The 20,131-nt window shown below is 70.2% G+C and carries 18 protein-coding genes and 1 tRNA gene; 10 read left to right on the top strand and 9 right to left on the bottom strand.

Annotated features, from left to right (window positions below):
* Nucleotides 1-124: 124 nt before the first annotated feature.
* A complete protein-coding gene (locus tag JD292_RS06915; RefSeq protein ID WP_200131988.1) occupies nucleotides 125-1,078 on the top strand; it encodes an aldo/keto reductase in 954 nt (317 codons plus the stop codon).
* Between the two features lie 25 nt (nucleotides 1,079-1,103).
* Here JD292_RS06915 and JD292_RS06910 read toward each other — a convergent pair whose 3' ends face one another.
* On the bottom strand, nucleotides 1,104-2,288 hold the full coding sequence (locus JD292_RS06910) for a glycerate kinase (RefSeq protein ID WP_200131987.1): 1,185 nt from the start codon (nucleotides 2,286-2,288) through the stop codon (nucleotides 1,104-1,106).
* Nucleotides 2,289-2,356: 68 nt separating this feature from the next.
* Here JD292_RS06910 and JD292_RS06905 point away from each other — a divergent pair, with 68 nt between their 5' ends.
* Nucleotides 2,357-3,025, top strand: a complete 669-nt coding sequence (locus JD292_RS06905) for a TrmH family RNA methyltransferase (RefSeq protein ID WP_200131986.1) — start codon at nucleotides 2,357-2,359, stop codon at nucleotides 3,023-3,025.
* A 63-nt stretch (nucleotides 3,026-3,088) separates the two neighbouring features.
* Here JD292_RS06905 and solA read toward each other — a convergent pair whose 3' ends face one another.
* The 3 genes from solA to JD292_RS06890 all read right to left on the bottom strand — a co-directional run bounded on the left by solA (nucleotide 3,089) and on the right by JD292_RS06890 (nucleotide 6,284).
* Nucleotides 3,089-4,261: an N-methyl-L-tryptophan oxidase gene (solA, locus tag JD292_RS06900; protein WP_200131985.1), complete on the bottom strand. Its 1,173-nt coding sequence runs from the start codon at nucleotides 4,259-4,261 to the stop codon at nucleotides 3,089-3,091.
* Between the two features lie 76 nt (nucleotides 4,262-4,337).
* Nucleotides 4,338-5,468 carry a tyramine oxidase subunit B gene (locus JD292_RS06895; protein ID WP_369411179.1) on the bottom strand — a complete coding sequence of 377 codons (1,131 nt, stop codon included), beginning with the start codon at nucleotides 5,466-5,468 and terminating at the stop codon, nucleotides 4,338-4,340.
* Between the two features lie 273 nt (nucleotides 5,469-5,741).
* Nucleotides 5,742-6,284 (bottom strand): TetR/AcrR family transcriptional regulator, encoded by a 543-nt coding sequence (locus JD292_RS06890; protein WP_200131984.1) that lies wholly within the window; start codon nucleotides 6,282-6,284, stop codon nucleotides 5,742-5,744.
* A gap of 91 nt (nucleotides 6,285-6,375) precedes the next feature.
* On the opposite strand from JD292_RS06890, the gene JD292_RS06885 reads away from it, so the two are divergent.
* The gene (locus JD292_RS06885; protein ID WP_200131983.1) at nucleotides 6,376-7,332 is read left to right on the top strand and encodes an AlkA N-terminal domain-containing protein; all 957 of its coding nucleotides are present in this window, start codon (nucleotides 6,376-6,378) and stop codon (nucleotides 7,330-7,332) included.
* Between the two features lie 92 nt (nucleotides 7,333-7,424).
* Here JD292_RS06885 and JD292_RS06880 read toward each other — a convergent pair.
* Both JD292_RS06880 and JD292_RS06875 read right to left on the bottom strand, forming a co-directional pair.
* A tRNA-Gly gene (locus JD292_RS06880) sits at nucleotides 7,425-7,495 on the bottom strand.
* Nucleotides 7,496-7,628: 133 nt separating this feature from the next.
* On the bottom strand, nucleotides 7,629-8,888 hold the full coding sequence (locus JD292_RS06875) for a serine hydrolase domain-containing protein (protein ID WP_200131982.1): 1,260 nt from the start codon (nucleotides 8,886-8,888) through the stop codon (nucleotides 7,629-7,631).
* A 143-nt stretch (nucleotides 8,889-9,031) separates the two neighbouring features.
* Between JD292_RS06875 and JD292_RS06870 the strand changes: the two genes are divergently transcribed.
* Nucleotides 9,032-10,099, top strand: coding sequence for a biliverdin-producing heme oxygenase (locus JD292_RS06870; RefSeq protein WP_369411178.1), 1,068 nt, complete (start codon nucleotides 9,032-9,034; stop codon nucleotides 10,097-10,099).
* A gap of 105 nt (nucleotides 10,100-10,204) precedes the next feature.
* On the opposite strand, the gene JD292_RS06865 is transcribed toward JD292_RS06870, so the two are convergent.
* The gene (locus tag JD292_RS06865; RefSeq protein WP_200131981.1) at nucleotides 10,205-11,521 is read right to left on the bottom strand and encodes an ATP-dependent DNA helicase; all 1,317 of its coding nucleotides are present in this window, start codon (nucleotides 11,519-11,521) and stop codon (nucleotides 10,205-10,207) included.
* Between the two features lie 25 nt (nucleotides 11,522-11,546).
* Nucleotides 11,547-12,971, bottom strand: coding sequence for an MFS transporter (locus JD292_RS06860; RefSeq protein ID WP_200131980.1), 1,425 nt, complete (start codon nucleotides 12,969-12,971; stop codon nucleotides 11,547-11,549).
* 280 nt (nucleotides 12,972-13,251) lie between these two features.
* Between JD292_RS06860 and dnaK the strand changes: the two genes are divergently transcribed.
* From dnaK to JD292_RS06835, 5 genes are all read left to right on the top strand, one after another.
* Nucleotides 13,252-15,102, top strand: a complete 1,851-nt coding sequence (dnaK, locus tag JD292_RS06855; protein ID WP_200131979.1) for a molecular chaperone DnaK — start codon at nucleotides 13,252-13,254, stop codon at nucleotides 15,100-15,102.
* Between the two features lie 2 nt (nucleotides 15,103-15,104).
* Nucleotides 15,105-15,707, top strand: a complete 603-nt coding sequence (locus JD292_RS06850) for a nucleotide exchange factor GrpE (protein ID WP_200131978.1) — start codon at nucleotides 15,105-15,107, stop codon at nucleotides 15,705-15,707.
* On the top strand, nucleotides 15,700-16,653 hold the full coding sequence (locus JD292_RS06845; protein WP_200131977.1) for a DnaJ C-terminal domain-containing protein: 954 nt from the start codon (nucleotides 15,700-15,702) through the stop codon (nucleotides 16,651-16,653). The genes JD292_RS06850 and JD292_RS06845 overlap by 8 nt, the downstream gene beginning before the upstream one ends.
* A gap of 149 nt (nucleotides 16,654-16,802) precedes the next feature.
* Nucleotides 16,803-17,210 carry a heat shock protein transcriptional repressor HspR gene (locus JD292_RS06840; protein WP_200132032.1) on the top strand — a complete coding sequence of 136 codons (408 nt, stop codon included), beginning with the start codon at nucleotides 16,803-16,805 and terminating at the stop codon, nucleotides 17,208-17,210.
* Entirely contained in the window at nucleotides 17,207-18,403 is a 1,197-nt protein-coding gene (locus tag JD292_RS06835; protein WP_200131976.1) for a class I SAM-dependent methyltransferase, read from the top strand. The genes JD292_RS06840 and JD292_RS06835 overlap by 4 nt, the downstream gene beginning before the upstream one ends.
* Here JD292_RS06835 and JD292_RS06830 read toward each other — a convergent pair.
* A complete protein-coding gene (locus tag JD292_RS06830) occupies nucleotides 18,345-18,674 on the bottom strand; it encodes a helix-turn-helix domain-containing protein (protein WP_200131975.1) in 330 nt (109 codons plus the stop codon). The genes JD292_RS06835 and JD292_RS06830 overlap by 59 nt on opposite strands.
* 163 nt (nucleotides 18,675-18,837) lie before the next feature.
* Between JD292_RS06830 and JD292_RS06825 the strand changes: the two genes are divergently transcribed.
* Nucleotides 18,838-20,124, top strand: coding sequence for an MFS transporter (locus JD292_RS06825; protein WP_200131974.1), 1,287 nt, complete (start codon nucleotides 18,838-18,840; stop codon nucleotides 20,122-20,124).
* The last annotated feature ends 7 nt before the right edge of the window (nucleotides 20,125-20,131 follow it).

Below are 20,131 nucleotides of genomic sequence, written 5' to 3'. Positions count from 1 at the left end.
ATTGGGCGCCGGCGGGCGTGTTCGTGTCAGCGGCGCCTGTTAGCTTCGGAGGAGTCGCGCTTCCGCGCCCGCGCCATCCGGCCCCCGGACGGTGCGCCGCACTCATCGTCGAAGGAGCATCGCCATGACCGCAGCACCCCGCACCAGGATCGGATCTTCCGCGCTCGAGATAGCGCCCCTCGCCCTCGGCGGCAACGTGTTCGGCTGGACCGCCGACCGCGAAGCCTCGTTCGCCGTGCTCGACGGCTTCCTCGCGGGCGGCGGCGACTTCATCGACACCGCGGACGGCTACTCCCACTGGGCGCCCGGCAACTCCGGCGGCGAATCGGAAACCCTGATCGGGGAGTGGATCGCTGTCCGTGGAGCCCGCGAGAGCGTCACGATCGCCACGAAGGTCTCCACGCACCCCGAGTTCTTCGGCCTCGCGGCCGAGAACGTCCGCCGCGCTGCTGACGCCTCGCTCGCCCGCCTCGGCACGGACCGGATCGACCTCTACTACGCCCACTTCGACGACGCGAAGGTGCCGCTCGAGGAGACGGCCGCGGCGTTCTCCGCGCTCGTCGACGCCGGCAAGGTGCGCGCCATCGGCGTCTCTAACTACGCGCCGGAACGCATCGCCGAGTGGCTGCGCATCGCCCGCGAGGGCGGCCTGCACCTTCCGGTCGCGCTGCAGCCCGAGTACAACCTGGTCGAGCGCGCCTTCGAAACGAATGGTCTGCGGGCCGTCGCCGAGCAGGAGGGACTCTCGGTGTTCCCCTACTACTCGCTCGCCCGCGGTTTCCTCTCGGGCAAGTACCGCGAGGTCGCGGACGGCTCGGCGCCGGGCGCGAGCCCGCGCGCGGGGGAGGCCGCTGCCTATCTCGAACGCAACGGTCGCGCCGTGCTCGCCGTACTCGACGAGATCGCCGCCGCCCACTCGGCGCCCGTCGCGGCCGTCTCGCTCGCGTGGCTGCGTCAGCAGCCCACGGTCGCGGCGCCCATCGCGAGCGCCCGCACCGAGGAACAGCTCGCCGAGCTGCTCGCGTCGCTCCGGGTGGAGCTCAGCGCGGAGGAGCTGGCCGCGCTCGGCGCAGTGTAGGGGGGGCGGCCCCCGGCTGTCGGACTCAGCACGCGCGGGAGCGGCCCGCGGTCCACACCGAAACGAGTTGTGCTGCCGCGTCCTCGAGGAGCGCAGGGGCGCGCTCGCGGAGCTCGGTGAGCGTGGCCGGGCCGCGCGCGATCGACGCCGCGGCCGTGATCCCCGCGGCCCGGCACCCGTCGGCGCCGAGCGACACCTCTCCCGCGAGCACGATCACCGTCGCGACAGGCGACTGCGCCGCGGCCCCGAGCACGCGCGAGACGACCTTTCCGTCGAGCGATTGCGCGTCCAGCCGGCCCTCGCCCGTCACCACGAGATCGGCGCTCGCCACCGCCACGTCGAGCCCCGCAGCCTCAGCGACGAGCTCCGCGCCCGGCACGAGTTCCGCGCCCCACAGCGCCACCGGCGCGAGCGCGAGCCCGCCGGCCGCGCCCAGCCCCGCACGTTCAATCGCGGCGGAGTCGGGCAGCCCGAGCGCGCCCGCGAGGCGCCGCAACCCCTCGTCGATCAGGGGAATCTCTTCCGGCGTCGCGCCCTTCTGCGGGGCGAATACCTCGGCTGCGCCGCGCGGACCGACGAGCGGATTCTCGACGTCGCACGCGATCCGCCAGCGCGCGGCGCTCGCCGCCGGATGCACTCCGGACAGGTCCACGGACGCGAGCCCGGCGAGCCCGCGCGCACCGGGCCCGACCGGCTCACCCTCGGCGTCGAGCAGCCGGGCGCCGAGCGCCCGCAGCACTCCTGCCCCGCCGTCGCTCGTCGCCGAACCGCCGATGCACAAGAGAATCTCCCGAGCCCCGGCGTCGAGGGCGGCCGCGACGAGCACGCCCACCCCCGCCGAGTCCGCGTCGAGCGCGCGCAACGGCTGATCCTCGACGTGCGGCAGTCCGTTCGCCTCGGCGGCCTCGATCACGGCGGTCTCGGCGCCCGCGCTATCCGCGTCGCCCGCAGTCGGGACGAAGCCGATCCGGCCCGTCCGCTCGCGCCCGAGCGCGTCCGTCGTCGGAACGCCGACGATCCGTCCCCCGCGTGCAGCGATCAGGGCGTCGAGCGTGCCCTCCCCGCCGTCGGCGAGCGGCAGCTCGATCACGCGGGCGCCCGGGCCGAGCACCGAGCGCGCGCCCGCGGCAATCGCGCGCGCGGCCTCGGGGGCCGAACACGAACCCTTGAGGGAGTCCGGGGCGACGACGATCACGGGACCTGGCGACATGACCCCAGCCTAGGCGGGTCGGGCGGTCGTCGCGCCAGACCGGCGCCCAAAACTGAGACAATGGCGGGATGACCGAGCCGAGCGACGCGACCCAGGCCACCCCGCACCCGGAGCGCACCACCTCGGGAGTCGGCCCGTGGCCGGGCGGGCCCGAGGCATGGCCCACGGAACCCCACTACGACCGGGAACTTCTCGCCGAGGGCGACACCCGCAACGTGGTCGACCGCTACCGCTACTGGCGGATGGACGCGATCGTCGCCGACCTCGACGAGCACCGGCACCCCTTCCACGTGGCCATCGAGAACTGGCAGCACGACATGAACATCGGCTCGATCGTGCGCAGCGCGAACGCCTTCGCGGCCGACACGGTGCACATCGTGGGCCGCCGGCGCTGGAACAAGCGTGGCGCGATGGTCACGGACCGCTACCAGCACGTCACCCACCGCGAGGACGTCGCAGCGCTCGCCGAGTGGGCGGCCGCGGAGGGGATCCCGATCATCGCGATCGACAACGTACCCGGCTGCGTGCCCATGGAGACGTTCGAGTGGCCCGAGCGCTGCGTCATGCTCTTCGGCCAGGAAGGCCCCGGCCTCACCGATGAGGCGATCGCCGCATCGGAGGCAGTCGTCGAGATCACGCAGTACGGATCGACGCGCTCGATCAACGCCTCGGCCGCGGCGGCCGTCGCGATGTACTCCTGGGTGCAGCAGCACTCGCCGCTCGTGCCGCGGGGCTGATCCCCGCGGCGATTCCGGCGCTGATCCTGGCGGAGAGCCGGCTGTCTGGTGCCCTCGGCCCGACTAGTGCCCTCCGCCCGTGTACGGCCCGGTGACGGCGAGCCGCTCCAGGTGCGCGGCGAGCGCGAAGCGCGGATCGACGCCCGCGGCCTCGCCCGCGACAAGGGCTGCGGCCCACTCGCCGAGCTGCGGCGCGAACTTGAAGCCGTGGCCCGACAGGCCCGTGATCGTGACGACGCGGCCCGAGGCCGAGCGGTCAACCACGGGCAGGCGATCCGGCGTGTAGGCGCAGTGGTGCACGCTCTGCCGCACGGGCTCCGGGTTGACGTCGGCGAAGAGCTCGACGGCGCGCTGGCCGATCCTGATCAGCTCTTCCCGCGTGTGCGAGGTGGGGACCTCGTCGACGTCGCGGAATACGGGCCACTCGGGGTTCGTGCACGCCTTGAAGCTGAAGCCGTCGAAGCTGGGCGCGCCGAAGAAGTGCACGGGGCCCGCGTCGCGGAGGAAGGCGGGGAAATTCGCGGGGAGGAAGTCCGCGATGCGGCGCGGCATGAACCAGGTGAGGCCGAGCACCTGGAGCCGGAGCAGCTCGTTCAGCTCGGGGCTGAGGCGTGCGGACCAGGATCCCGTCGCGACGACGATCCGGTGTGCGAGCCAGGCGCCCTGCGTGGTGCGGACCACAACGCCGTTCGCGCGCTCCTCGATGTCGATGACCTCCGTGTTGAAGAACAGGCGCGCGCCGCGGGCCTCCGCCGCGTCGAGCGCGCTGCCCACGGCGACCTCGGGGCGCATGCCCCCGCCGTGGTGATCGAGCAGCCCGATGTCGCCGGGCTGGATCAGGTGCTGCGGATACTCCTTGCGCAGCTCCTCCTCGCTCAGGATGCGGTGCGGGATGTCGTAGTCGCGGGCGGTGCCCATGGCGGTGACGAGGTCGGGGAAGCCCTCCGGGGCGATGCTCAGCGCGCCCACCTCGGCGTAGATGTCGCGGCCGGAGTCGCGCTCCAGCTCGCGCCAGAGTTCGCGGGAGCGGTTCATTATTGGCACGTAGAGTCCGCCCTCGTGGTACGCGGTGCGGAAGACCCGCGACTCGCCAGCGTAGGAGCCGTGGGCGTGCACGCGGCCGTACTGCTCGATGCCGACGACGTCGAGCCCCTCTCGCTTGCTCAGCTGCCACAGGGCCATCGAGCCGACCGTGCCGGCTCCGATCACGAGAACATCGGTTTTCTGGAGGTCCATCAGGGATTCCCTTCGGGTGGAAAGCGGTAAGGCTGGGTGTTCGGGCGGGGCAGCCGCTGGGTCGCCCCTGGGGAGGTCAGGCGAACGCGGGTTCGTCCCAGAGGAGGAGCTTCTGGCCGATCCCGTCGCGGAGCGCGTTCGCGTACACCTTGCTCGCCCACGCGATGTCCTCGACGGGCATGCCGCCGACGGAGTAGATGAAGACCTCGTCCTCGCTCGTGCGACCGGGGGTTTCGCCCTGGATGATCTCGCCGACGTCCTCGAACTGTTCGGGGCGCATCCGCCCGTCCCGCACGCGGTCGACGAGGTGCATGCCCCAGATCCCCACGGTCTCGTGCGCGAGCCCCGGGATCTCCGCGGCCCATGCCTCGTAGATCTTTCGCGCGTCTGCGACGTGGCGGGCGCGAGTGATCAGGGATTCCTCGAGCTGGAGGTGGGCGGAGCAGCAGAGGAAGGCGCCGGGCTTCACCCAGTCGTTCGCGACGTACGGGTAGTTCTCGGAGCCCATCTTGCTCGGAACGGCGATGCTCACGATGTCGGAGTCGCGAACCGCGGCCTCCGTGTCGGCGACCTGCACGACCTCGGTGAGCTGCGGGAACTTATCCTTCGCCCAGGCGATGTAGCCGTCGATCGAGCCCTGGCCTCGCCCGGCGACCTTGACGGTGGTGATGCCCGGTCGCACGGCGAGGAACGCCTCGAGCGAGGTGCGATTCATAGGGCCGGGGCCGACGATCCCGACCACGCGCGCGTCCTCCCGCGCGAGGAAGCGGGCGCCGACGCCCGGGATCGCCCCGGTGCGGTAGGCGCTCAGCAAGTTGGCGGACATGATCGCGAGCGGGGCGCCCGTGTCCTTGTCGCTCAGGGTGAAGGTGAGGATCGAGCGGGGGAGGCCGCGCTCCTTGTTGGCGATGTTGGAGCCGTACCACTTGCAGCCCGCGACCTGGAAGTCGCCGCCGAGGTAGGCGGGCATCGCCATGAAGCGGCGGTCCGGGCCGTCGACCGGCATTCCCGGAAAAAGCTCCTCATCGGGGAAGAAGATCTGCGCGCCGTGCGCGTTGTTCTCGGGGCCCGCCATTCGGTAGTCGCCGGAGGAGAACAGGCCGAGCACGTCAGTCATCGTCTCGACGCAGGAGGCCATGTCGGTGACGCCCGCGCGGATCATGTCGGGCTCGCTGAGGTAGAGGAATTCGATCCGGGTATCTGACACGTCTGCGTGTCCCTTCGTGTCTCGGCCGCGTTGCGCGAGGTGGATGCCGGTGCTGGCTCGGACAGCCTAAAACTATCCATTTGGATAGTCAAGGGTGCGGGAGAAAGCTGTGGAAAGGGTGTCTTCGGCGGAGGGTGTGAGCGATGGTTGGTGCTGGCCGCCGGTCAGACGGTCCGCCGCCGCGTCGAACGCAGGGTCGAAGGCCGGTTCGAACGCCGCGTCGAACGCAGGGTCGAACCCGGGGTCGGCGGCTGGCCTCCGCGTGCCACGCGACTAGGCGCGCGCACTGTTTTCGCTGATCAGCCGTCGGATCAGGCGAAGCGCGGACGCCGGATCCGCGGGGTCGACGAGCTGCTTGAACACGATGCCGTCGAGCGCGAACCAGATGAGCTCCGTGAGCTCGGGGTCCGAGACGCCGAGCCGGCCCAGCTGCCGCTCGATTGCCTCGCGGTAGGCGCGATAGTGCCGCTCGGCGAGCGGCCGCAGCTCGGGGCGACGGCGCGTCTCGAGCAGCAGCTCGTACTGAAAGGACTGCAGCTCGCTCTCGCGATCCGCGAGAGACTCGATTCCCCCCGCGAACTCCTCGGCGGTGAGTCCCTGCTCGAGCATGTTCGAGCCGCGCAGGCTCTCATCGATCGCGAACTCCATCGCCTCGGCCACGAGCTGATCGCGCGTCCCGAAATGATGCCTGACCAGCCCGTGCGAGACCCCCGCCTCGGCCGCGACGCCGCGGTAGGTGAGCGCGCGGAGGCCGCCGCTCGCGACGACGACGATCGTCGCGCGGAGCAGGGCGGTGCGCCCGGATGGGTCGGCCATGGCATCGAGCGTAGCGAGTCGAGCGCCTCCCGTCCCCCAAGCGGCCGCGAATCGACGGAAGTCGGGGTGATCCGTGCGGCAGGATGGACCCATGACGCGGCGAGCTAGAGACACGGACCCGACCCGCGCTCCGGATGCGCGGGTACGAAGCGCGCGCGAGGTGCGGCTTGCGTGCCGCGCCCCCTACGACGCTGCGGGCACGCGGGCCTTCCTCGTCGCGCACGCGATCCCCGGCCGCGACGAACTGCACCCGGACTTTTCCCTGCACGCGATCGATGCCCCGGGCGGTCTCGCGCTCGCGCGGGTCGAGTGGGCGCGGATCGTCGAGGACGCCGAACGCGTGGAGATCCCGGTGGACCTCGAACTCGCGGACCCGGCCGACGAGGCGCACGTCGCGTCGACGCTGCACCGCATGCTCGACCTCGACGCGGATCCCGGCGCGATCGGCGCGTGCCTGGGGCAGGACCCCGTGCTCGGGCCGCTCGTTGCCGCGCGTCCCGGACTGCGCGTCGGTGGCGCGCGGGAGGCCGTGGAGTTCGCCTTCGGGGTGGTTCTCGGGCAGCAGGTCTCGCTGGCCGCGGCCCGCACCCTGCAGGGCAGGTTCGCGCGGCGCTTCGCGCGCGGCGGGCCGGACGAGCGTTCGCGATTCGTGCTCGGCCCCGATCCCGCGGCGGTCGCCGCGGTCCCCGAGGCGGAGCTGCGGGAGGCGATCGGGATCACCGGAACCCGCGCGGCCACGCTGCGCGCGCTCGCAGTCGCGGTCGCGGCGGGTCTCGACCTCGGTGCGGAGGCCGACGCGACGACGGCCCGCGAGGCGCTCGCGGAGATCCGGGGGATCGGTCCGTGGACCGTCGAGGTGATCGCCCTGCGGGCTCTGCGCGACGCCGATGCGTTCCCCTCGGGCGACCTGATCCTGCGCCGCGCCCTCGGCGATCGCACCGCCCGCAGCGCCGAGAAACTTGCGGAGGCCTGGCGCCCGGTGCGCGGGTACGCGACGCAGCACCTCTGGACGGACTTCCTGTCACGGCCGCGCGAGGGGCGGCCGTGAGGGCGTCCGCGGGCAAAAGAGCCAATAGATCGCCAACGAGCGCTCGGGCCACACGCAACAGGCCCCCTTCCTGAGGAAGAGGGCCTGATCAGAGGGGATGACGAGAATCGAACTCGCGCTGTCTGCTTGGGAAGCAGAAGTTCTACCATTGAACTACATCCCCGGAGCGGTTCCCGGAGGGGCCTGCCAGAACACCCTAGCAGATCATGGCGAGGCCCCACCCGAGCGTGAGCCGGGTGCGCGGGGCGCCGCGCGCAGCGGTTCCTCGCCCGGACGAGTGACCGGGCGCGGGAGCGCTACTTCTGGCAGATCGCCAGTTCCCCGATCTGCTTCTGCTGGTCCTCCGCGCTCCAGCCCACCTCGGGGCCGGTGCCCGACGCCTTGGAGAGCGCAGCGATCTCGAAGGCGAGCGCGCGCGCGATGCCGCCGCCGCTCGAGGAGTTGTTCAGCGAGACGATGACGGTGTAGCCCGTCGAAGGATCGTGGTAGGCGGCCGTCGCGGTGCCCGTGATCGAGCCCGCGCGACCGTAGAGCGCGTCCATCTTCTCGGTCCCGAAGGCCCACTGCTGGCCCTCCGGCTTGACCTCCTCGGTGGGCTTCCCCTCCTTGTCGCGCTTGGGGTTCGTGGTCGGGGTGGCCTCCGTGGCCAGCTTGCTGTTTTTCTCGCCCCCGAAGCCGCCCGAGAGGTACTTCTCGTAGAACTTCTTGAGGTCGGTGACCGACGTGGTCGTGGCGCCGGCGCCGGCGAGCATGGTCGGCGAGACCTCTGCCACCTTCACCGGGTCGGCGTCGCACACCGGCTTCCCGCCGCTCGACGGGTAGGTGAGCCCGGACATCGTGGTGCCCGAGACCGTGAGCGCGGAGAGATTGTACGAGGCCGAGCCCATGCCGGCAGGGCCGAACACGTGCTCGCTGAGCAGCTGGTTGATGTCCTCGCCGCTGCGGACCTTGAGCGCGCGGGCGAGGAGCACCGCATCCGTGTCGGACGCGTGGAAGTCGAGTCCCGGCCATGACAGCGGCGAGTGCGCGAGACCCTGTGCGAGGATCTCCTGCTCCGGCCAGGGGCGAGTCGGGTTGTTCGCGTTCATGTCCGTGTAACCGGCCTTGAAATCGGCGAGGCCAGAGCGGCCGTCGCAGAGCTGGCGGTAGGTGATGCCATCAATGCCGGGCTGGCGGGTCAGGTCCTTGGACACCTCGGCGTCGAGCTTGACCTTGCCCTCCTCGGCCATCTCGAGAAGGAGCGCGCACATGACGGGCTGAGTGGCCTGCGCGCCGCGGATGACGCTGTTACCGTCGAGGTGCTCGTTGCCGAAGCCCCTGACGTACTCGCCCTTCTTGCCGTCCCAGACGCCGACGATGGCCTCCGTGGAACCGCTCTTCTGCATCGCGTTCTCGACGGCGCCGTTGATGGAGCCGGAGAGCGCGGAGTCGATCGTGTCGGTCCCGCTATTGCCGCCGCCGCCGCTCCCGCCCGAGCAGGCCGTGAGTCCGAGCGAAGCGACCGCGACCATACCGATGACGACGGCGCGAGCGCGGCGCGCAATTCTCGAGCTCACACTCGACCACCTAACTCCACGAGGGATAGGGACACAGAACACGCGGAAGTCTAGTAGGTCTCTCTGAAAACGCCTCGGAACGGGCGGGTAGATCGGACCTATGGCCCCTGACAGCGGGCATTTTCGCGGCCTAGGATAGTCGGGTGACTTCCTTTAGCGAGGCCGTCGTCGCCGGGGTAACCGGCCACATGAACGGCGACCATTCCGACGATAATCTTCTGATCGCGCGTGCGTTCGGGCGTCCCGGGGCCACCGCGAGCACGATGGTGGGGGTCACGAGCGAGGGCGGCGTCTGGTCGGTTACCGACGCGGAAGGCACCAGCGATCTCGAGGTTGCCTGGCCCGGCGGATCAATCAGCGAGCGCCCGGAGATCCGGCGCGAGGTCGTCAAGCTGTACCGCACCGCGTGCGAACGCCTCGGCGTTCCCGCGCGCGAGGAGCACGCCCCGGCCGAGGGGGACGCGAAGGGGCCGCACGGCGGTGGGGCGCACGGCGGTGCAGCCCATGGATCACACGCTCATCACGGAGCCGATCACGAGCCCGAGGGCGAGAAGCAGTTCTCGAAGGTGATCCGCGAGAGCTCCTGGTCGGATCACTCCGACAGCGAGGGCGCAACGTTCATGGAAGACATCATGCGCGGTCACGGCACCCGCGAGGACTACATCGACCTCGTCGCGCAGCACTACTTCATGTATGTGGCCCTCGAAGCCGCGGCCGCCCGGGTGCTCGCGGATCCCGCATACGCGGCGTTCCACCCCGCCGCCCTCGTGCGCCTGCCGGCGCTCGAGGAGGATCTGGAGCACCTCATCGGCGCCGATTGGCGTGATCGGATCTCCCCGGTCCCCGCGACCGAGGCGTACGTCGCGCGGATCGACGAGGTCGCGGCCGAAGGCTGGGCCGCCGGGGTGATCGCGCACCACTACACCCGCTATCTCGGCGACCTCTCGGGCGGCCAGATGATCGCGAAGCGCGTCGCGAAGCAGCACGAGCTGGATCGGGCCGGAATCGCCTTCTACGACTTCACGGAGCTCGGCTCGATCCCCGAGTTCAAGGCTGCCTACCGGGAGGCGCTCGACGCGCTGGGCCCCGAACTCGACGAGGCGGAGCGGGAGCGCATGCTCGACGAGGTGCGCACGGCCTACCACTTCAACACCGCGGTGTTCGTGGACCTCGGCAAGCGCAAGCGCGAGCACGCCTCCGCCAGCGCCTGAGCGGTGAGGCCGGGGCGCGGCGGGCCCGCGAGCGAGGGCCTCAGCGCGCCGGCTCCGGTCCCGGCTCCAGTCTCGGCACCGGCACCGAAGCGCACGGCGCAGGGACTAGGCCGCGGGTGAGCCGTTCGCCCCGGCAGCGGTTCCCGCGCCCGCGGCCGCAACCCGCGAATTCATGAACCGCACCACATTCGGATCGACGATCACGTCGCGCGGCTGCAGCGGCCGCTTCAGGAACAGCCCGTCGAGGGAACGCACCCGGCTGAGCGCCACATAGGTCTGTCCAGCGCTGAACGCGCGCGGACCGAGGTCCACGATCGCGGCGTCGTAGGTGTGGCCCTGCGACTTGTGCACCGTGACGGCCCAGGCGAGCCGCAGCGGGAACTGCTCGAACTCGGCCACGACCTCCTTCTCGAGCTTCTTCGTCTCGGCGTCGTAGCGGTACCGGTACCGCTCCCACACCATCGGCTCGACCTCGAACTCCTCGCGATCGACCTCGACCCACACGGTTCCGTCGACCTTCGACACCGTGCCGATCGTGCCGTTCACCCAGCGGCCGTCCGAGTCGTTGCGGAGGAACATGACCTGCGCTCCGGGCTTCAGCTCGAGCACCTCGTCCGCGGGGTAGGTGTTCTCCCGGAATTCCCCGTTCACCTCGGCGACGGCGCGGAGGGCCGGCCCCTTGATCTCGGCGAGACGCTCGGCATTGATCCGGTTGACCGTCGCGTTCGTCGTGGCGAGCGTGATCACGTCCCGCGGCGCGGGGCGGGCGCCCGCCGCGTTGAGTTCCTCGGCCTGATCGGCCTCGACAACGCCGTGGCGGACGGCGCCGAGGATCTGCTTGAAGCGGTCGTCCCGCTGCCGGTGGACCTCGGTGAGCTCGATCACCGCCATAGGGGTCGTGGCCCACACCTTCGCGTCGAAGAACCACAGCGAGCGGTAGGTGTCGTGGAAATAGGCCCGCTCGTGCGGATCCCTCGGCGGCACGGGCGGCAGCTGGTAGGGGTCGCCGAACATGATGATCTGGGCCCCGCCGAACGGATCGTGACGTTTCCCTCGGGCGAGGCGGAGGGAGCGGTCGATCGCGTCCATCAGATCGGCCGAGACCATCGAGATCTCGTCGATGACCAGGGTGTCGATCGATGCCAGCATCTTCTTGAGTTCCGCGGGCTGATCGAGCTCATGATCGGCGATGATCCCGGTGGGGAGGCGGAGCAGGGAGTGCAGGGTCTGGCCGCCGACGTTCAGGGCAGCGACGCCCGTGGGCGCGGCGACCGCGATGATCTTGCTCGTGTTCCACGAGAGATGGTTCAGGATCGTCGACTTGCCCGTGCCGGCTCGGCCGGTAACGAAGACGTGCTCCCGCGTGTGCTCGATCCGCTCGTAGACGGCGAGCTGCTCGGGGCTGAGATCTGGACGGGGCACCGCTCCAGGGTACTCGCGAAACGACTCAGGCGGCGCTGGCCGGACCGGCCTGCAGCGAAGCCGCCGGCCTCCGATCGCGCAGGACGAGGAGCAGGACGAGGCCGAGGAGCAGCACGAGGGCGATGCCGATCGTGCCGGAGATGGTGGTGCCGCCGAGGGCGACCGCCGCGGTGAACGCCGCCGGGGCGAGGAAGGAGACCGCGCGCCCGGTCGTGGCGTAGAGGCCGAAGATCTCGCCCTCCATACCGGCCGGGATTCGGGCCGCGAGGTAGCTGCGGCTGGCCGCCTGCACGGGCCCGACGAAGATCGAGGACAGCAGCCCGAAGGTCCAGAACACCCAGGGGCCGAGCGGGGCGAGCATGAACACGAGGAGCATGCCGATCACCATTGCGGCCAGCGAGGTGATGATGACGCCCTTCGCCGTGAAGCGGTCCTCGAGGAAGCCGCCGATGATGGTCGCGGCCCCCGAGACCACGTTGGCCACGATCGCGAACACGATGATGGTCTGCGGCGCGAAGTCGAAGGAGCGGGCGGCGATGATCCCCGCGAAGGTGAAGACGCCGGCGAGGCCGTCGCGGAAGACGGCGCTCGAGATGAGGAAGAAGAGCGTCGAGCGGGATCCGCGCCAGAGCCCGGCGATGCTGCGGAACAGTTCCGCGTAGCCCGAGAGCAGCCCGGTGACCCTGCTGTTCTCGTTCGCGGGCACCTCGGGGACCGCGACGAACACCGGGATCGCGAACACCGCGAACCACACCGCGCACAGCACCATGGCGACGCGCACGTTCCAGGCGCCCTCGCTCGTCACGCCGAACCAGCCGGTCTCCGGGAGGATGAACCCGACGAGGACCAGGCTCAGGAGGACGATCCCGCCGAGGTAGCCCATGCCCCAGCCGAAACCTGAGATGCGGCCGAGCGTTGCGGGGGTGGCGAGCTGGTTGAGCATGGAGTTGTAGCTGACGCCGGCGAACTCGAAGGCGATGTTGCCGATGGCGAGCAGGATCAGGCCGAGGATCAGGTACTGCGGCTCCGGGGCGACGAGCACGAGGAGCGCGGTGCAGGCGACCGTGATGCCCGTGGTGATGGCGAGCCAGTGCTTGCGGTTGCCCGTGGCGTCGGTGATCTTGCCGAGCACGGGAGCGAGCAGCGCGATGGTGACGCCGGCGATCGTGAGGGCGAAGCCGAGCTTCACCGAGACCTCGGCCTCCTCGCCGAATGCGCCGGAGGTGAGGTAGACGGTGAACACGAACGTCGTGACGACCGCCTGGAACGCGGCGGACCCCCAGTCCCAGAGTGACCAGGCGAAGATAGTGCGCTTCTTCGCCGGCTCCAGGGGAGCGGCCGGAGCGGAGAACGCTCCTGTGGCGGGGTGACCAGGAGTCGCCGCGGTTGCGGCGTCTGCCCCGGAACCCTCGGGGGAAGTGGGGGTGGGGGAGGCGGGGAGGTCGCTCATGGGTTCAGCGTATCGAGCGAAGGAGTCCGGAGGGCAACGATTTGGGGCAGGTGTTACGGAGGCCTGATCGCGCCATGAATCAATGGAAGCTGAGAGTTGAGTGTATTCGACTCAAGTTCACCCAAACCGGCTTGACTGAATCGTGCCGCTCGGTAAACTTGAGTGCATGAGGCTCAGGGTTTGGTGGACGCGAAGGTCCCCGACTCTTGCCCCCTAGACCCGGGGTCGCGCTGCGGCCCTTCTGAACGAATCAAGAACGAATCAACAAGGAGAAACACATATGTCACGTGCAGTCGGTATTGACCTCGGCACCACGAACTCGGTCGTCTCGGTCCTCGAGGGCGGCGAGCCGAAGGTTATCGCGAATGCAGAGGGCTTCCGTACGACGCCCTCGATCGTCGCGTTCACGAAGGATGGCGAGGTGCTCGTCGGCGAGACCGCCAAGCGCCAGGCCGTCACGAACGTCGATCGCACCATCGCCTCGGTGAAGCGCCACATGGGCACCGATTGGAAGTCGGAAGACATCGACGGCAAGCACTACACCGCGCAGGAGATCAGCGCGCGCACGCTCATGAAGCTGAAGCGCGACGCTGAGACCTACCTCGGCGACAAGGTCACCGACGCGGTCATCACCGTTCCGGCGTACTTCAACGACGCCGAGCGCCAGGCCACCAAGGAGGCGGGCGAGATCGCTGGCCTCAACGTGCTCCGCATCATCAACGAGCCGACCGCTGCCGCTCTCGCCTACGGCCTCGACAAGGGCAAAGAGGACGAGCTCATTCTCGTCTTCGACCTCGGCGGCGGCACCTTCGACGTCTCCCTCCTCGAGGTGGGCAAGGACGACGACTTCTCGACGATCCAGGTCCGCGCGACCGCTGGCGACAACCGCCTCGGCGGCGACGACTGGGATCAGCGGATCGTGGACTGGCTGATCCAGCAGTTCAAGAACTCGACCGGCGTCGACGTCTCGAAGGACAAGATCGCCCTCCAGCGCCTCAAGGAGGCCGCTGAGCAGGCCAAGAAGGAGCTCTCGAACTCGATGAGCACCCAGATCCAGCTGCCCTACCTCTCCCTCACGGAGAACGGCCCGGCGAACCTCGACGAGACGCTCACCCGCGCCAAGTTCGAGGAGCTCACCAAGGATCTGCTCGAGCGCACCCGCAAGCCGTTCCAGGACGTCATCGCGGAGGCGGGCGTCAAGGTCTCCGATATCGCGCACGTCGTGCTCGTCGGCGGCTCGACCCGCATGCCCGCCGTCACTGAGCTCGTGAAGAAGCTCACCGGCGGCAAGGAGCCCAACAAGGGCGTCAACCCGGACGAGGTCGTCGCCGTCGGCGCCGCGCTGCAGGCCGGTGTCCTGAAGGGCGAGCGCAAGGACGTCCTCCTGATCGACGTCACCCCCCTCTCGCTCGGCATCGAGACGAAGGGCGGGATCATGACGAAGCTCATCGAGCGCAACACCGCGATCCCGACCAAGCGTTCCGAGACCTTCACCACGGCCGAGGACAACCAGCCCTCCGTCGCGATCCAGGTCTTCCAGGGCGAGCGCGAGTTCACCCGCGATAACAAGAACCTCGGCACCTTCGAGCTCACCGGCATCGCACCCGCGCCCCGCGGCATCCCGCAGATCGAGGTGACCTTCGACATCGACGCCAACGGCATCGTGCAGGTCTCCGCGAAGGACAAGGGCACCGGCAAGGAGCAGACGATCACCATCTCGGGCGGGTCCACCCTCTCGAAGGAGGACATCGATCGCATGGTCCGCGAGGCCGAGGAGCACGCGGCAGAGGACAAGAAGCGCCGCGAGTCCGCCGAGCAGCGCAACAACGCCGAGCAGCTCGCCTACTCGGTGGAGAAGCTCATCTCGGAGAACGAGGACAAGCTGCCCGAGAACGTGAAGACCGAGGTCCAGGGCGATCTCGACGCGCTCAAGGAGGCGCTCGCCGGCGAGGATGACGACGCGGTGAAGGCCGCCGCTGAGAAGCTCGGCGAGAGCCAGGGCAAGCTCGGCGAGGCGATCTACGCGTCCGCGCAGTCCGAGGCCCCCGAGGCCGGCGCGGAGTCGGCCGACAGCAACGATGACGACGTCGTCGATGCCGAGGTCGTCGAGGACGACGAGGAGAAGAAGTAACCATGACGCACGAGGAGCAGCACGCACAGGGCTCGGGAGACGAGCCGCGCGATGAGGTTCCCGCAGCGGGGCCGGAGGCCGGTGCCTCCGGCCCCGCGCCGCAGGGCGAAGACCTCACCGTCGACGACATCCTGGGCGCAGAGCAGAGCAGCGAGGCGGCGGAGGCCGACGGCGAAGCCGCCGGTTCCGACAACCCGTACCTCGACGATCTGCGACGTCTGACCGCGGAGTACGCGAACTACCGCAAGCGGACCGAGGCCAACGCGGTTATCGAGAAGCAGCGGGCAACCGCGGTCGCAGTATCGGCGCTCCTGCCGGTGCTGGACGATCTCGATCGGGCCGAACAGCACGGCGACCTCGAAGAGGGAACCGCGTTCGCCACGATCGCGCAGAAGATTCGGGGCTCGCTCGAGCGACTCGGACTCGAGGCCTACGGCGAGAAGGGCGAGCCCTTCGATCCGCAGATCCACGAGGCGATCGCCCAGGTGCCCGTTCCCGGAACCGAGCAGGACACCGTCCTCGATGTGATCGAGCGGGGCTACCGGATCGGCGACGTCGAACTGCGCCCCGCCAAGGTAGCGGTGGCGGTGGGGGCTGATGGCTAGTCAGGATTGGCTCGAGAAGGACTTTTACCAGATCCTCGGCGTCTCAAAAGACGTCAGCGATGCTGAGCTGAAGAAGGCCTATCGCAAGCTCGCGCGGAAGTACCACCCGGACTCCAATCCGGGCGATGCCGCAGCGGAGGCGCGTTTCAAGGAGATCAGCGAGGCGTACTCGGTGCTCTCCGACAAGGAGGAGCGCGCCGAGTACGACCAGATCCGTGCGATGGGAGCGGGCGGCGCCCGCTTCACCTCGGGCGGTGGCGGCGGACAGGGTTTCGAGGACGTATTCGGAGGCATGTTCGGCGGAGGCCGGGGCAACTTCAGCTACCAGCAGTCGGGTGGCGGCCAGAACTTCGAGGACATCTTCGGGATGTTCGGCGGCGGGGCCCCGCGCGGTCCGCAGCCCGGAAGGGACATCCACGCCACCACGACCCTCGACTTCGAGACGGCCGTGCAGGGCAAGACCGTGACGCTCGAGGCCTCGACCGGCTCGGTCAAGGTCAAGATTCCCGCCGGCGTCTCCGACGGGCAAAAGATCAAGGTGCGAGGCAAGGGCGAACCGAGCCCGAACGGCGGACCGGCGGGGGACATTATCCTCACGGTCACGGTGCGCAAGCACCCGGTGTTCGAGCGCGACGGCCAGAACCTGCGCCTGAAGCTCCCGGTCACGTTCTCGGAGGCCGCGCTCGGCGCGACCGTCGAGGTGCCGACGCTCGGCGGCCCGACCGTCAAGCTGCGCGTGCAGCCCGGAACCCCGAGCGGCCGCGTGCTGCGCGTGAAGGGCCGCGGCGTGAAGAGCTCGAAGGGCACCGGCGACCTGCTCGCCGAGGTCCAGGTGGTCGTCCCGTCGCACCTCTCGGACGAGGCGAAGGAGGCCCTCGAGGCCTTCCGCGCCGTCGAACCGAAGGAGAACCCGCGCGAGGATCTGCTCGCGCGCGCCAGGGGCTAGCCCCAGATTTTTGAGTTTCCCCTGATCCGGCCACGATTTTAAAAGCGGCCAGGATCAGGGGACACTCGAATGCCCTCGTCGGTACCGCGGACGAGGACCCAGACAACGCAATACCGCTGGAAAGGAGACGAGACGTGGTTCCCCCTCAGATGGATCGATACACCCCCGTGTTCGCGATCGCGGCGGCCGCCGAGCTCGCGGAACTGCACCCGCAGACGCTCCGCCAGTACGACCGGATCGGGCTCGTCTCCCCGAAGCGCACCGCGGGGAACACCCGGCGGTACTCCCTGCACGACGTCTCGCAGCTGCAGGAGGTCGGCAGGCTCTCCGCCGAAGGCCTGAGCCTGGAGGGCATCCGGCGAGTGCTGAAGCTCGAGAATCGCGTCCGCGAGCTCGAGGAGCACGTCCGCGAGCTCGAGCGCGCACTCTCCGAGGAGCGCTTGCAGCGCCCCGAGCGCCGTGTTTTCGCGGCGGGCGGCGCGGGCGGCGAGGTCGTCACGCTGCGCCGCGGCACGCGGGTTCGGCGCAGCTCCGAAGTCGTCGTGTGGCGCCCGTGAGCGAGCCTCGCGGTGTCCCGGAGACGCCGCCGGGCCTCGCCGAGGTGTTCGCGGCGCTCTCGCGCGAACCGGACTTCGACGCCGCAGAACTGCAGGCGCACGACGCGGCCGACGAGCTCCTGCTCGCCACCGCTGCCGATCGGATCCGCGGCGTCGCCCCGGGCGAGCTCGCCGTGATCGGCGATCGCCACGGGGCGCTCGCCGTCGGGGCCGCGCTCGTCCTCGGAGCCACCGATATTCGCGTCCATCAGGATCCCCTCCTCGGCGAGCGCGCGCTCGCCGGGAACGCTGAGCGCGCGGGTGTCGCGGACCGGATCCGCTCTCTGCCGCTCGAAGCGGGCCTGCTGGATGGCGCGCGCGTGGTGCTGCTGCAGCTCCCGCGCTCGCTCGACGCGCTTGACGAGATCGCGGAGGCGGTCGCGCGCTTCGCGGCGCCCGACGCGATCCTGTACGCGGGCGGCCGGGTCAAGCACATGAGCCGCTCCATGAACGACGTCCTGTCCCAGCATTTTTCGGAGGTCTCGGCCGGTCTCGGCGCGCGGAAGGCGCGCGTCCTGACCGCGCGGGGCGCGCGGCCGGCCCCGGAGACCTCGCCTGGTTTCCCGCGCTGGGACGACGACCCCGAGCTCGGCTTCCGGCTCGCTGCCTTCGGCGCGACGTTCGGGGGCGCCACACTGGACCACGGCAGCAGGCTCCTCCTCGCGGGACTCGAGGACGCTGCGCCTCGGGCGACCCGGATCGTCGACCTCGGGTGCGGCAACGGCTCGCTCGCCGTGTCCGCGGCACTCGCGCGCCCGCACGCCCGCGTGATCGCGACGGACCAGTCCGCGGCCGCGGTACGGGCCACCAGGGCCACGGCCGACGCTGCGGGAGTGGGCGAGCGCGTCGAGGTCGTTCGCGCCGACGGCGTCGAGGAGATCCCGGACGGCTGGGCCGAGCTGATCCTGCTCAACCCGCCGTTCCACAGCGGCGCGCTCGTCCACGCCGGAGTCGCGCACCGGCTGATCCGCGCCTGTTCCCGCGCGCTCGCGCCGGGGGGCGAACTGCGGCTCGTGTTCAACTCGCATCTCGGCTATCGACCGCTCGTGGAGCGGGCGATCGGGCCGACGCGTCAGGTGGCGAGGGACCGCACCTTCACCGTGCTCTCCGCGCTTCGACGATCCGGGCAGCGCGGACCGTCTGAGCCGAAATGAAATCGCGGGCGGTGAATCGGCGCTCCTCGCGTCCGTAGTCCTCGATCGAGATCCCGGTGAGAAGCTCGCCTGCGTCGAGTTCGAGCGCGTGCGCGAGACGGACGATCGTCTCCGCCGACGGGCTCTGCGCGCCTCGTTCGATCTTCCCGACGGTGGTCCAGCTCACCCCCGAGAGGTCTCCGAGGTCCTCGAGCGAGAGCGCGAGGCGATGTCGGCGGGCGCGGATTCTGCGCCCGATCTCGGCGGCGGCGTCGGAGTGAATTTTCGGCACCGAACCAGATTGGGGTGAAATATGGGTGAGATGCCAGGTCGCAGATGCACAGGCCGCGCCATTTCGTGAGGCGAACGACTCAAACTCCCTGCCGATCGACTCGTCAATGTGGAGCGCCTTCCCCGCGCTCATGGCACCCTGGCGCCGATACTCTGGGACTCCGATGACGAATTCCCTGCGCCACATCCTGCTGCGAATGGCACCCAGCATGTACGGACCGACGATCCTGTACACGCTCGGACAGAGCGCGCTCATGCCGCTCATCCCCGTCCTCGCCGTGCGCATGGGGGCGAGCCTCGGGCTTTCCGGGCTGATCGCATCGACAATGGTGATCGGCCAGCTCGTCGGGAATCTCCCGGCCAGCTGGCTCGTCGCCCGCGCGGGGGAGCGCATCGCGATGCTCGTGGCGGCCGGGGTCGCCCTGCTCGGAGTTCTCGGCGTGCTGTTCGCCCCGAGCCTCGGGGTGCTCGCGGTGGCCGTGTTCGTCGTGGGCTTTGCCGCCGCGACCTTCGGGCTCGCCAGGCACTCCTTCATGACGACGCGCGTCCCCTTCGCCTTTCGGGCGCGGGCGCTCGCGCTGATCGGCGGTTCCCACCGCCTCGGCCGCTTCGCCGGGCCGTTCCTCGCCGCGGGACTCGTCGCCGCGACGGGTGACCCGCTGAGCGCCGTGTGGGCGTTCGCCGGGTGCCTCGTGCTCACCGCGCTGCTCGTCGGTTTCGCCCCCGATCCGGAGCGCGTCGTTCCGCTTCCCGCGCCCAGCGAAGCCGGATCGGGGGTCGGATCCGCTCGCCCGGCCGCGGGGCAGGGCGGCTCAGGAGCGGGAGCTGCCGCGGCGGCCGCGCGGGGGTCGAGCGGCATCATCGGAGCGGTGCGCGCGCACGGGTCCGCGCTGTGGCGCGTGGGCGGATCGGCGGCGATCCTCTCCGGGCTGCGCGCGGTGAAAGACGTGCTGCTCCCGCTCTGGGGCGTCTCGATCGGCCTCGACCCCGCGGGCGTCGCCCTCGTGATGGGACTCTCTGGCACGATCGACTTCGCGCTCTTCTACCTCGGGGGCCAGATCACCGACCGATTCGGGCGGATGTGGGCGGCGCTGCCCCCGACGATCGCGATGGCCCTCAGCTTCTTCGCCCTCGCCCTCACCCACGACTCACCCGCCGCGGTCCCGTGGCTGATCGCGAGTGCGGTCGTGATCGGGATCGGAAACGGGCTGTCGAGCGGGATCATCCTCACCCTCGGAGCGGACCTCGCCCCGCGCGAGGAGCCGGCGCCGTTCCTCGGTGCGTGGCGCACGCTCGTGGACTTCGGCGGCGCGGTGATCCCGCTGGGGGTGTCCGCGATCGCGATCGCCTCGCTGCCGCTCGCCGCGGGCGCCGTCGGTCTGGTCGCGGTGCTCGGAGCTGCCGGGTTCGCTCGGTGGATCCCGCGTTTTCTTCCGACCGTCGCCCCATAGCCGGCCG

The sequence above is a fragment of the Leucobacter edaphi genome (assembly GCF_016522535.1).
Taxonomy (GTDB): Bacteria; Actinomycetota; Actinomycetes; order Actinomycetales; family Microbacteriaceae; genus Leucobacter; species Leucobacter edaphi.
The sequence above is the reverse complement of the archived record's forward strand: the minus strand, read 5'-3'. Positions and strand labels throughout refer to the sequence as shown.

Excerpts from the sequence above, each read along its gene's own strand:
- solA (WP_200131985.1), bottom strand. The coding sequence starts at position 4,261 with ATGGACCTCCAGAAAACCGATGTTCTCGTGATCGGAGCCGGCACGGTC.
- JD292_RS06910 (WP_200131987.1), bottom strand. The coding sequence starts at position 2,288 with ATGTCGCCAGGTCCCGTGATCGTCGTCGCCCCGGACTCCCTCAAGGGT.
- JD292_RS06850 (WP_200131978.1), top strand. The coding sequence starts at position 15,105 with ATGACGCACGAGGAGCAGCACGCACAGGGCTCGGGAGACGAGCCGCGC.
- JD292_RS06845 (WP_200131977.1), top strand. The coding sequence starts at position 15,700 with ATGGCTAGTCAGGATTGGCTCGAGAAGGACTTTTACCAGATCCTCGGC.
- JD292_RS06890 (WP_200131984.1), bottom strand. The coding sequence starts at position 6,284 with ATGGCCGACCCATCCGGGCGCACCGCCCTGCTCCGCGCGACGATCGTC.
- JD292_RS06915 (WP_200131988.1), top strand. The coding sequence starts at position 125 with ATGACCGCAGCACCCCGCACCAGGATCGGATCTTCCGCGCTCGAGATA.
- JD292_RS06840 (WP_200132032.1), top strand. The coding sequence starts at position 16,803 with ATGGATCGATACACCCCCGTGTTCGCGATCGCGGCGGCCGCCGAGCTC.
- JD292_RS06860 (WP_200131980.1), bottom strand. The coding sequence starts at position 12,971 with ATGAGCGACCTCCCCGCCTCCCCCACCCCCACTTCCCCCGAGGGTTCC.
- JD292_RS06885 (WP_200131983.1), top strand. The coding sequence starts at position 6,376 with ATGACGCGGCGAGCTAGAGACACGGACCCGACCCGCGCTCCGGATGCG.
- JD292_RS06905 (WP_200131986.1), top strand. The coding sequence starts at position 2,357 with ATGACCGAGCCGAGCGACGCGACCCAGGCCACCCCGCACCCGGAGCGC.
- dnaK (WP_200131979.1), top strand. The coding sequence starts at position 13,252 with ATGTCACGTGCAGTCGGTATTGACCTCGGCACCACGAACTCGGTCGTC.
- JD292_RS06825 (WP_200131974.1), top strand. The coding sequence starts at position 18,838 with ATGACGAATTCCCTGCGCCACATCCTGCTGCGAATGGCACCCAGCATG.